The sequence below is a fragment of the Mycobacterium sp. C31M genome, from assembly GCF_053345865.1.
In genome coordinates this window covers 95,783-107,547 of sequence record NZ_JBKFAX010000005.1, presented here as the reverse complement: position 1 = coordinate 107,547, position 11,765 = coordinate 95,783, and the positions used below count along the sequence as shown (strand labels likewise).

Annotated in this window: 11 protein-coding genes; 7 read left to right on the top strand and 4 right to left on the bottom strand. The window is 67.2% G+C overall.

Features of this window, described 5'->3' with window-relative positions; all coding sequences use genetic code 11:
* The first annotated feature begins 12 nt into the window (after positions 1-12).
* Genes ACLBYA_RS09645 through ACLBYA_RS09620 form a run of 6 tightly spaced genes read left to right on the top strand, consistent with a single transcriptional unit; the run spans position 13 to position 6,505 of the window.
* Complete coding sequence (locus ACLBYA_RS09645; protein WP_447709171.1) at positions 13-1,500, top strand: FGGY-family carbohydrate kinase; 1,488 nt, start codon at positions 13-15, stop codon at positions 1,498-1,500.
* A complete protein-coding gene (locus ACLBYA_RS09640) occupies positions 1,497-2,285 on the top strand; it encodes an SDR family NAD(P)-dependent oxidoreductase (RefSeq protein WP_447709170.1) in 789 nt (262 codons plus the stop codon). Before ACLBYA_RS09645 ends, ACLBYA_RS09640 begins: the two co-directional genes overlap by 4 nt.
* Before the next feature lie 59 nt (positions 2,286-2,344).
* Positions 2,345-3,643, top strand: coding sequence for an ABC transporter substrate-binding protein (locus ACLBYA_RS09635; protein WP_447709169.1), 1,299 nt, complete (start codon positions 2,345-2,347; stop codon positions 3,641-3,643).
* A gap of 52 nt (positions 3,644-3,695) precedes the next feature.
* On the top strand, positions 3,696-4,562 hold the full coding sequence (locus tag ACLBYA_RS09630; protein WP_447709168.1) for a carbohydrate ABC transporter permease: 867 nt from the start codon (positions 3,696-3,698) through the stop codon (positions 4,560-4,562).
* Positions 4,559-5,434, top strand: a complete 876-nt coding sequence (locus ACLBYA_RS09625) for a carbohydrate ABC transporter permease (RefSeq protein WP_447709167.1) — start codon at positions 4,559-4,561, stop codon at positions 5,432-5,434. The genes ACLBYA_RS09630 and ACLBYA_RS09625 overlap by 4 nt, the downstream gene beginning before the upstream one ends.
* Before the next feature lie 21 nt (positions 5,435-5,455).
* Positions 5,456-6,505 (top strand): ABC transporter ATP-binding protein, encoded by a 1,050-nt coding sequence (locus tag ACLBYA_RS09620; protein WP_447709166.1) that lies wholly within the window; start codon positions 5,456-5,458, stop codon positions 6,503-6,505.
* Here ACLBYA_RS09620 and ACLBYA_RS09615 read toward each other — a convergent pair.
* Complete coding sequence (locus ACLBYA_RS09615; protein ID WP_447709165.1) at positions 6,495-7,424, bottom strand: ATP-grasp domain-containing protein; 930 nt, start codon at positions 7,422-7,424, stop codon at positions 6,495-6,497. The genes ACLBYA_RS09620 and ACLBYA_RS09615 overlap by 11 nt on opposite strands.
* A gap of 18 nt (positions 7,425-7,442) precedes the next feature.
* Between ACLBYA_RS09615 and ACLBYA_RS09610 the strand changes: the two genes are divergently transcribed.
* Complete coding sequence (locus ACLBYA_RS09610; RefSeq protein WP_447709164.1) at positions 7,443-8,414, top strand: quinone oxidoreductase family protein; 972 nt, start codon at positions 7,443-7,445, stop codon at positions 8,412-8,414.
* Positions 8,415-8,420: 6 nt separating this feature from the next.
* Here the strand turns inward: ACLBYA_RS09610 and ACLBYA_RS09605 are convergent, their stop codons facing one another.
* The 3 genes from ACLBYA_RS09605 to ACLBYA_RS09595 form a co-directional block, all read right to left on the bottom strand.
* Complete coding sequence (locus ACLBYA_RS09605) at positions 8,421-9,299, bottom strand: DUF4349 domain-containing protein (RefSeq protein ID WP_447709163.1); 879 nt, start codon at positions 9,297-9,299, stop codon at positions 8,421-8,423.
* A 20-nt stretch (positions 9,300-9,319) separates the two neighbouring features.
* Positions 9,320-10,621, bottom strand: a complete 1,302-nt coding sequence (locus tag ACLBYA_RS09600; protein ID WP_447709162.1) for a dicarboxylate/amino acid:cation symporter — start codon at positions 10,619-10,621, stop codon at positions 9,320-9,322.
* Between the two features lie 74 nt (positions 10,622-10,695).
* Positions 10,696-11,622, bottom strand: coding sequence for a heme o synthase (locus ACLBYA_RS09595; protein ID WP_447709161.1), 927 nt, complete (start codon positions 11,620-11,622; stop codon positions 10,696-10,698).
* Positions 11,623-11,765: the final 143 nt, after the last annotated feature.

Here is an 11,765-nt window from a genome sequence, read left to right as displayed (position 1 = left end):
AGAAGGGAAGGCATGCCGGAATTCACCATCGGCGTCGACATCGGCACCACCGGTACCAAGACGGTGCTCGTCGACATCGACCGGGCCCGCATCGTCGCCCAAGCCACCCACGAGGCCACGCTGCACTCCGATGCACCCGGGTATGCCGAGGCCGATCCCGCTCAGTGGCTGCGCAACGTGCACGCCGGCATCCGTGACGTCCTCACCGAATCCGGTATCGGACCCGAACGCATCGCCGCCCTGTCGACCACGGGTATGGTCCCGGCCGTCATCGCCGTCGACGCAGCGGGCAGCCCGATCCGACGCGCGCTGCTGCAGAACGATGCGCGCGCCACCGCCGAGATCGCCGAACTCAAGACCACCCTCGACGAGGATGCCGTGCTGCGCGCCACCGGTTCGGCGATCACCCAACAGTCCGTCGCGCCGACGGCATTGTGGCTGCAGCGCCACGAACCCGAGAACTGGAGCCGCACAACACACCTCGTCGGTTCCTACGACTGGGTGCTGATGGCCCTGGGCGCGCCCGCCCACGTCGAGCTGAACTGGGCCATCGAGTCCGGCCTGGGCACGGTGGACGGCAGGCCCTTCGAACCGATGTACACCGCGGCCGCACTGTCCACCGAGCTGGTACCTGAGGTGCTCTCCCCCGGCGGTCGGGCCGGCGAGCTCAGCGCCGCCGCCGCCGGGGCCACCGGCCTGCCCGCCGGGCTGCCGCTGATCGTGGGCGGCGCCGATCACGTGCTGTCCGCCTACGCCGCCGGTATCAACGCCCCCGGCGACTGGCTGGTCAAACTCGGTGGTGCGGGCGACATCCTGGCCGCCGCCGCCAACCCGGTCATCGACGCTCGGCTCTACCTCGACGCCCACCCGGTGCCCGGACGGTGGCTGCCCAACGGCTGCATGGCCACCAGCGGAAGCCTGATCCGCTGGTTCCAGACGCTGTCCGGCGGGATCGACCTGGTCGCCCTGGACGACGAGGCAGACACCCGCAAGCCGGCCGAAATCCTCTGCCTGCCATATTTTCTCGGCGAGAAGAGCCCCCTGCACGACCCCGATCTGCGCGGAGCCTTCGTCGGGCTGGACCTTTCGCACAACCGGGCCGACATGTACCGCTCGGTGCTGGAGGCCATCGCCTACGGCTTCAAACACCACACCGAGGTCCTCACCTCGATGGGCATCGGCCTGGACCGCGCATTGGTGACCAACGGCGGCAGTCGATCGGTGTTGTGGAAGCAGATCCTCGCCGATGTGCTCGGTGCCCCGCTCACACCGATCATCGGCCACCCCGGCGCCTCGCTGGGCGCCGCCGTCGTCGCCGCGGTGGGCACCGGGCTGCTCGACGGCTGGGACAGCACCGAGAAGTTCCAGACCGTCGGCGACCCGGTGATACCGAACCCGCGAAATGTCGAGCGGTACGCCGAGTCCTACCTGCAGTGGCGCGATCTCGGCAACGTCCTCACCCCCATCTCCCATCGCATCGCCCGAAAGGCCCGGTCATGACCTCCACCCCCAACGCCGAGAACCAACAGACCGTCGTCGTCACCGGCGCCGGGTCGGGTATCGGGCGGGCCATCGCCACCACCTTGTCGGAGCGTGGTTGGCGGGTCGTCGTCACCGATATCGACGTCACCGCCGCCGAGCAGACCCTGGCCGGGTTGACCGGCACCGGACACGAGGCGTCGCAGCTCGATGTCACCGACGCCGCGGGCACGGCAGCACTGGCCGATGGCGTGGCCGACCGACTCGGCCTGCACGCCTGGGTCAGCAACGCGGGTATCTCGGCGATGGCCCGGTTCATCGACGTCTCCACCGATCAACTCGAACGCAGCCTCGACATCAACCTCAAGGGTGTCTTCCTGTGCGGTCAGGCCGCGGCCCGCGCCATGATCCGCACCGGCGCACGCGGCACCATAGTCAACACCGCGTCGATGGCGGCCAAACAGGGTCGGGTGCCGTTCCTGGCCGACTACGTCGCCTCCAAGTTCGGTGTCCTGGGGTTGACCCAGGCCATGGCCTTCGAGCTCGCCGCCCACGACATCACCGTCAACAGCGTCTGCCCCGGCTTCGTGGCCACCCCCATGCAGAGCCGCGAGCTCGAGTGGGAGGCCGTGTTGAGCGGATCCACGCCCGACGGTGTGCGCAAATCCTGGGTCGACGCCACGCCGCTGGGTCGGCTGCAGACCCCCGACGACGTCGCCCGCGCGGTCGCGTTCCTGGTCTCCGATGATGCCCGGTTCATCACCGGAGAAGCACTGTCGGTCAACGGCGGTGCCTACATGGACTGACCCCATTTCGTTGTGAACACCCGGACAACCCCACCCCGACAAGGGAAAGTTGAGCACCTATGAAAATTCCGACCTCACGCTGGCTGCCCGCGATCATCGCGGTCGCCGGCCTCACACTGGCCGGCTGTGCCGGCAGCGGCGGATCCGGTGAGCAGAGCTCATCGGGCCTGGGCGACATCCCCACCGACACCGACGCCACCGTGCGCGTGCTGATGGAGAACGTGCCCGATACCGATATCGTCAAAGATCTTGTCGGGCAGTTCAATCAGACCTATCCGGACATCAAGGTCGAGGTCGAGACCATGACCTTCGACCAGATGCGTGACCGGCTGGTCTCCTCCTTCCAGTCCGCCGAGCCCGCCTACGACCTGATCGTGGTCGACAACCCGTGGATGGACGATTTTGCCGACGCCGGGTTCCTGGAACCGCTGAACGACCGGATCGCGGCCACCCCCGACTACCAGCCGGACGATTTCTTCGACTCGCTGACCGCGATCACCGATGTCGACGGCACCACCTACGGCGTGCCCTTCTACAACTACGCGCTCGGCTACATCTACAACACCGGTGATCTGACCGGCGCCGGGCTGAATGTGCCCACCGACCTGGACGCGCTGATCTCGACCTCGCAGCGGCTCAAGACGGCCGACCGGGCCGGTATCGCCATGCAACCCCAGCGCGGCTACAAGATCTTCGAGGAATGGGCCAACTGGCTGTTCGCCGCCGGCGGGTCGATCTACGGCGAGGACGGCAAGCCCTCGCTGGATACCCCCGAGGCCGCCCGCGCCCTGGACGCCTACATCGAGACCTACCGCACCGCGGCACCGGCGAACAGCCTGGCGTGGGGCTTCGACGAGGCCTTCCGTTCGGTGTCCAGTGGGATGGCCGCGTCGATGATCGGCTACAACTGGAACCTGCCGGCGCTCAACGATCCCGAGGGCGCCTCGGCCGAGCGTGCCGGCCAGTTCGCGCTGGCACCCATCCCGGGCGGCAAATCCGCACTGGGATCGTGGAGTTGGGCCATCCCGGCGAACTCCGGTGCGGCCGATGCCGCGTGGGCGTTCGCCTCGTGGGTCACCTCACCCGAGGTCGACGCGCAGCGGGTCGCCGACGGTGGCGCGGTCATCCGGCAGAGCTCGCTGACCAATCCGCAGGTCCTCGCCGACGGGTACGGCGCCGACTACTACACGACCGTCGGCGAGATCCTGGCCGACGCCGCACCGCTGACCCAGGGCAAGGGCGGTGAGGAGATGATCCAGGCGGTCGGAACCGAGCTCAACGACGCCGCCGCCGGCAACAAGAGCGTCGCCGATGCACTGCGTGACGCCCAGGCAGCAGCGGAGCGGATCCAGCAGTGACCGAAGGGAATCCGGCGGCCACCCGATACATGCGGCGAGAGGAGTGGCGTCGATGAAGTTCAAGTACGGCATGTTGATGCCGCTGCTCACCCTGTTCGCCGTGGCCGTCGGATTCCCGCTCTGCTACGCCAGCTATCTGTCGATCACCGATTACAAGCTGACCGACCGCAGCCAGCCCGATTTTGTCGGTCTCGCCAATTTCACCAGCGCACTGTCCAATCCGGCGTTCTGGGAGGCCTTCGCCACCACCGCCACCTATGTGGTGATCGCGGTGAGCCTGGAACTTGTCCTCGGGTTTGCCCTGGCCCTGGCGCTGCACCAACAGCGCTGGGCCAAGGACCTGTCCCGGGCCATCGTGCTCGCGCCGATGTTCATCACCCCCATCGCGGTCGGACTGATCTTCCGTTTCCTGCTCAACGATCAGATCGGTGCCGTGCCGGCGTTGTTGCACGCCGTGGGGGCCGATTACGACTTCTTCGGTGCCGGACGGGCCCTGCTCACGCTGGCCTTCATCGATGTCTGGCAGTGGACACCGTTCATGGTCCTGCTCATCCTTGCCGGGCTGGAATCGATGCCCAAACAGCCCATGGAGGCTGCCCGGGTGGACAGCGCAGGCCCGGTCTACCGACTGCGCCGGGTCCTGATCCCGATGCTGGCACCCGTGCTGACGGTGGCGGTGCTGCTACGCGGCCTGGACGCGCTGCGGGTCTTCGAATACGTCTACGCCACCACCCGGGGCGGCCCGGGCACCGAGACCCAAACCCTGCAGTACTTCATGTATCTCGAAGGCATCCAGTTCTTCCGGCTGGCACAGGCCAGCGCCATGGCCTTCATCGTGTTGGTGCTGGTGCTCGCGGTGATCGTCGCGGCGTTCCGCGCCATGGAGCGCACCCGCGCGGCCGAACGGAGTGCCCGATGAAAAACGCCGGCACCATCTCCCGTCGCTTCGCTCGACCAAGTACCAACTCGCGTCGCTTCGCTCGCCCCGGGGGGCTCGAGGTCCTGCGCCTGGCGGTGCTCACCGCGGCCTTCGTCTTCGTCCTGTTCCCCATCGTCTGGGTGGCACTGGCCAGTTTCAAGACACCCGCACAGATGTCGGAACCGTTCCTGATCGCCTTCACCCCCAGCCTGGCCAACTGGCAGGCCGTCTTCGACTCGGGTGTGTTCGCCGCCGCCGGACGCAGCGCGCTGGTCGGTGTCATCACGGTGGCCATCAGCCTGGTGGTCGGCAGCATGGGCGCCTACGTGATCGCCAAATATCGGGCGGGCGGATCGCTGACCCGATTCGGAATGCTTGCTGCACAAGTGGTTCCGCCGGCGGTGATGGTGTTCCCGTTCCTGACCATGGCCCAGGCCCTGCGGATGACCGACACCTTGGCGCCGGTCATCTTCGCGCACCTGTCGTTCGTGTTGCCGCTGGTGACGTGGTTTCTGATCGGCTTCTTCGAGGCGGTGCCCGCATCCCTGGAGGAACAGGCCCGGGTGGACGGATTGACCCGCTGGCAGGCCTTCCGGATGGTCGTGCTGCCACAGGTGTATCCGGGCATCGGCGCCGCCGGCATCTTCGGGTTCACGCTGTCCTGGAACGACCTGTTCTACGGGCTGATCCTGGCGCCGGGCAACTCGGCGATCCTGCCGGTGGCGATCGCGAACTTCAACACCTTCCGCGGTGTGCAGATCGGCACCATGAGCGCGGCGATCATGATCGCGATCGTGCCGGTCGTGGTCGCCAGCTTCTTCATCCAGCGACGCCTGGTCCAGGGGATCAGCGGCGGCGCGGTCAAGTACTAGACAAGCGAGGGTTTTACGGGCATGGCATCGGTGACGTTCACCAAGGTAGGCAAGTCCTACGGTTCGACCAATGTGGTCACGGACCTCGATCTGGAACTGACGGACGGCAGTATGACTGTCCTGGTCGGGCCGTCCGGCTGCGGGAAGACCACATCGCTGCGGATGCTGGCCGGGCTCGAGGAGGTCAGCACCGGCAGCATCCACATCGGCGACCGGGACGTGACCGCGCTGGAGCCCAAGGACCGCGATATCGCGATGGTGTTCCAGAACTATGCGCTCTATCCACACCTGTCGGTGCGCGAGAACATCGCCTTTCCGTTGCGCGCCACGAAGATCAACCGCGGTGAAGCGTTGCGGCGGGCCGACGAGATCGCCGAGTCACTCGGACTGGGTGCCTTGGTGGAACGCAAACCCAAGGATCTGTCCGGCGGCCAGCAGCAGCGGGTCGCGATCGGGCGGGCCATCATCCGCGAGCCCGCGGTGTTCCTGTTCGACGAACCGTTGAGCAACCTGGACGCCAAGCTGCGGGTGGAGACGCGCACCGAACTGTTGCGCCTACAGCGCAAATTGGGCATCACCTCGCTCTATGTCACTCACGACCAGGAGGAGGCGATGACGCTGTCGGACCGGATCGTGGTGATGCGTGAGGGCCGCATCGCCCAGTCCGGCCCACCGGCGGAGGTCTACCGGCGACCGGCCGACACCTTCGTGGCCACCTTCGTCGGCAGCCCGAAGATGAACCTGATCGATGGCGCCGTCACGGCCGGCGAGCTGCGTACCGCCGCCGGGGTGCGCATCGGAGTCGGCGGTGCGGATGCGGCGGCGGTGACCATCGGTGTGCGCGCCGACGACCTGATCCTGTCTCCCGCAGCCGACGGTGCGGCGGTGGTGGAACTCGTCGAACTACTCGGTCCGCGCGCCATCATCACGGTGCGCTGCGCCGACCAGCAGCTCACCAGTGTGGTCGAGGCGGCCGCGCTGACCGAGATCACCACCGGCGCCACGGTGGACCTGTCGGCCCGCGATGTACACCGCTTCGATGTGAGCAGCGGGGTTCGCCTCAGCGACTGAGCGGTCCCAGGCCGAGTCGCTGCAACGCCGATTCGACGCCGAGGGCGTATTCACGTTCGGCGAGTCGCTTGTCGGTCTCGCCGAGCTGCCGGAAACCCAGCGATGGCTCCACCAGCTCGAGCTCCAGCAGCCGCGGATCCTCGGCCCCGCCGATGACGTCGACGCGCGCGTAGAGCAGGTCCCCGGAGGCAATCCCGAACCGGCGCATCACCGACTCGATCGCGGCGTAACCGACCTCCCAGACCGCGCCGGACGGGTCGGCGGCACCGAGTTTCTCGGCGGCGAACGTGCCGGTCTCCTCGAACTCCGGTCCGCGCCCGGCGGGCGGCAGGATCGGCCCCTTCGTGAACGCATGCGAGGGCTTTCCATTCAGGAAGACCAGTGCCGTCTCCCCGACGGCGATACGCGGGTCGTACGGCTGCACCAGTACGGCGCGACCATTGGCCTGCAGGGTGGCGGCGTGGGCCGCTGCCTCGGCCGACTCGACGAACCGTTGTGCACCGACCGAACCGGCGCCCACCGCGGGTTTCACCACCACCTCACCGGCACCGATCCGCACCGCATCGTCGACCGCGAAGTATTCGGTGGGCACGATCGGCAGGCCATCGGCGGCCAGATCCAGCAGGTAGTGCTTATCGGTGCTCCAGCGCACCAGATCGGGCGGATTGAGCAGGTTGCGCACCCGGTCCACCCAGTCCAGGAACTCCTCGAGGCGCTCGCTGTAGTCCCACGTCGCGCGCAGCACCACCAGATCGGCGTCCAGGGTGGCGGGATCGTCCCAGGGCAGCCAGCGCACATGCAGGCCGCGGTCACGCAGCGCGCCGACCAGGCCGTCGTCATCGCTGTCGCCCTCGGGAAGTGCGGCGCAACTGGCGAACACGATGCGGGGATGGAACACCTCGGGTCGGGCCAACTTCACATGTGGATGATAGGGGGTATGCATGCCATCGAAGTCGCCCAGACCGGCGGACCTGAGGTCCTGACCTACGTCGAGAAGCCCGAGCCCTCCCCCGGCCCTGGCCAGGTGCTGATCCGGGCCGAGGCGATCGGTGTGAACTTCATCGACACCTACTTCCGGTCGGGTCAGTACCCGCGCGAGTTGCCCTTCATCTCGGGCAGCGAGGTGTGCGGCACGGTCGCCGCCGTCGGCGAGGACGTGGTGGCGCTCAATGTGGGCGACCGGGTGGTGACCGCCAACGCCGTCGGCGCGTATGCCGATTACTGCGTCGCCCCAGCCGATTTCGTGGCCTATGTGCCCGACGGTGTGGCGCCGGACGCGGTGGCCTCGGCCCTGCTCAAGGGTATGACCGCGCACTATCTGCTGAAGTCGGTGTACGCGGTGCAGCCCGGGGACACCATCCTGGTGCATGCCGGGGCCGGCGGAGTGGGACTGATCCTGACCCAGTGGGCGACCAGCCTGGGCACCAAGGTGATCACCACCGCGTCGACACCGGAGAAGGCCGAGTTGTCCCGGCAGGCCGGTGCCGTCGAGGTGCTGGACTATCCGGAGGATGCCGAGGCGTTCGGCGCCGAGGTCAAACGGCTCTCCGGCGGTGGCGTGGCCGCGGTGTACGACGGGGTGGGTGCCTCGACGTTCGAGGCCAGTCTGGCCAGCCTGGCGGTGCGCGGCACGCTCGCGCTGTTCGGCGCCGCCAGCGGCCCGGTGCCGCCGTTCGACCCGCAGCGGCTCAATGCGGCCGGGTCGGTGTTCCTGACCCGCCCCAGCCTGGGCGCGTACACCCGCACCGCCGACGAATTCTTCTGGCGGGCAGGCGAATTGATCAGCGCCATCGCCGACGGTTCCATCACCATCACCGTCAGCGAGCGTTACCCGCTGGCCGAGGCCGCCCGTGCGCACACCGATCTGCAGGGCCGCCGCACCGTCGGGTCGGTCGTGCTGGTGCCCTGAGCGGACTCAGCTCCGACGCTTGGCCAACTTGATCATCCCGACGAGCACGGCGAGCAGTACCAGGGCAGCCCCTGCCCACGGCAGCATCAGCCCGACGAGCAGGAACAGCTGTGTTCCGGTGTCCACCAAGGCATCCCAGCCGCGTTCAACCTGCCCGAAGAAGCCCTGATACTGCTGGGGCGCGGGTCCGCCGGTCAGCGGGGCGATGACGTCGACCGTGAGCGTGCTGTAGGCGATCTGGTCACCGAGAGCCGCCCGCTGGGCGCGCAGGCTGTCCAGGTCGGCCTGGCGCTGTGACAGCGCACTCTCGGCCTCGATCAGTGCCGACGGATCCCGGGCGTCGCGCATGATCGCCAGCAGCCGATCGACCGAGGTCTGCAACGCCTTGATCCGGGCGTCCAGGTCGACGCGCTGGTTGGTGACGTCGTCGGCCTTCATGTCCAGCGAGTCGACGGTGCCCAGTCCCTTGAGGCCGTCGATGACGCCGTCGAGTTTGTCGGCGGGCACCCGCAGGGTGAGCGTCACGCGGGCCCGGTCGAGCGTGGACCCGCCGTACTCGGTGCGACTGTCGATGCGGCCACCGGCATCGGTGGCCAAGGTCGCGGCCTTGTCGGCGACCGCGATCGGGGTGTCCGACTCGGCCACCGTGAGGGTCATGGTGGCCGTCTTGACGATGTCGCGCTGGGCCGTCGGCGGTGCCTTCGGTACCTCTTGAGGCGCATTGTCGGTCGCCGGACCGGTCAGCGGTTCCGGTGCGGACCCACTGCCGGACTTGAACTCCTGGACCGTTCCCGGACCACCCGGCGGAGCGCCGGCCGAGCACGCCGCGAGGGCAAACACCATGAGAAGCCCGGCCAGGCCCCTGATCAGCCAGCGGAAGGTCATAACCGCATCGTAGCCAGCAATCAGTCGGCCTGATCGGCCCTCGCCATCGCGTCGGAGTACTCGTTCATGTCGATCTCCTCGGCGACCACGGTCTTGGTGCCGTTGTAGACGTCCCGGTCGATCTCGTCGTCGGCGTTGGCCACCAGCATCGCGACGAAGGTGTCGCCGTTGACGTTGAGGAATGTCCGGAAGATCCCGGCGAACCAGTCCACGGCGATCAGCAGGCCGACCGCCTCGAACGGCAGGCCCAGGGATGTCGCGAGGAACATCGCGACCACGGGGAACCCACCGGGCACGGTGATGGTGCCCATGTTGAGCAGGATCGCCAGGCCCATGCCGAGCACGATCTGGCCGAAGGACAGTTCGATATCGCCGGCCTGGGCCAGGAACATCACGACGATCATGTAGTTGAGCACCGCGCCGTAGGACCCCATCGTCAGCCCGATCGACAGGGTGAAGTTGGCCACCTTCTGACTGACCCCGACCTTCTCGACGGTGTTCTTCAGGACGGTCGGGAAGGTCACCGCCGAGCTGGTGGTGGTGATGGCGATGGCGGTCTGTTCGGTCAGCTTGCCCGGCAGCAGCCAGGGATTGAGCCGGGTGCGGGCGGTGACCACCGCGACGAAGAGCACGAACAGCACGATGACACCGAGCAGGTTGGCGCCCAGGTACTTCAGCGCGGTGGTCACCACCGCGAAACCGACATCGCCGGCCAGCGCAGCCAGCAGGCAGAACACCCCGATCGGCGCGATGTACATGACCAGCCGGATCATGGTGAGCACGATCTGCTGGATCTGGTCGATGAAGCTGAGCACCTTCGTATCGCCGGTCTTGGTGATCTGGAGGCGCAGGGCGATGCCGAACAGCAGCGAGAAGATGATGATCGGCACCATGGTCGCCGTCGACATCGCGGCGAAGACGTTGGTCGAGACGAAGTTGAGCAGCGTCTCCTGCCAGCCGAGTGCCTCGGACGCCGACTCCTGCAGGTCGGCGTCGACGGGGCCGCTGAACTCGATGCCCGCGCCGGGCCGGATGAGGGCACTCAGACCGTATGCCAACAGCGCGGCGACCAGCGAGAAGGACAGCATCCATTTGAAGGTCCTGGCCGCGATCTTGCCGGTACCCGTGCCCGTCATCGACCCGGTCGCCACGATCACCGAAGCCATCACCAGCGGGACGATCGACATCTGGATCAGCCGGATGAACATGTCACCGACGAACTTGAGATTGGCCGCCCAGTCGCCGACGATCAGGCCGAACAGGATGCCACCGATCGCGGCGATACCGATCTGCAGGGCCGGATGCTTCAGAGCCTTCGTCATGACTCGAGGACGTTAGGCGCGCGGCGTACCCGGCCCGTTTCGCCCGGGTTACCGGGACAAGTCGGACGCTGCGATCAGAACAGTGTCGGTAGCGCCAACGCGGAATCCACCGCCAGCGCGCAGAACACCACGGCCAGGTAGTTGTTGGACTGCAGGAACAGTCGCAGCGGTTTCACCGGTTCCCCGCGCTTCACACCCGAGTACAGCTGGTGTGCCATCACCAGGAACCACACCCCGGCCAGCACCGCCACCGACGCGTACAGCCAGCCGGTGGCCAGCACCAGCGTCAGCGTGGTCAGCACCGTCAGCCAGGTGTAGATCAGGATCTGCTTGGTGACCTGCCGCTCGGTGGCGACCACCGGCAACATCGGCACCCCGGCTGCTTTGTAGTCCTCTTTGTAGCGCATGGCCAGTGCCCAGGTGTGCGGCGGTGTCCAGAAGAAGATGATCAGGAACATCACCAGGGCGGGCCACTGGATGGTGCCCGTCACCGCCGACCAGCCGATCATCACCGGCATGCATCCGGCCGCGCCGCCCCACACCACGTTCTGCGAAGTCCGCCGCTTGAGCAGCAGCGTGTAGACGAACACATAGAACGCGATGGTCACCAGGGCGAGAACCCCGGAGAGCAGGTTGGTGGTCCACCACAGCCAGGCGAACGACCCGACCGTCAGGATCAGACCGAAGATCAGCGCGTTACGGGTCGGCACCGACGCCTTGGCCAGCGGCCGCAGCGCGGTGCGTTTCATCACCTTGTCGATATCCGCGTCGGCCACACAGTTGAGCGTGTTGGCCCCGGCGGCGGCCATCATGCCGCCGATCAGGGTGTTCAGGATCACCAGTGGGTCGACGGTGCCGCGGTCGGCCAGCAACATCGCCGGAATGGTGGTGACCAGCAGCAATTCGATCACGCGCGGCTTCGTCAGCGCCACGTAGGCAAAGACGGTGGTCCGTAGCCGGTTCGGCGCCCCACTGACCGGCCGGCGCTCGCGAAGGCTCACGCAAACAACTCCTCGGGCAGGGGTCATACGGGCTTCTACTACAGACGATGGTAGACCGCACCCGGATCGACCCGACACCGCAGGGTGGGTTCCGCGTTAGTTCGACGTGAACAGGTGCTCAAACCTGCACTAACCGGCCTGCG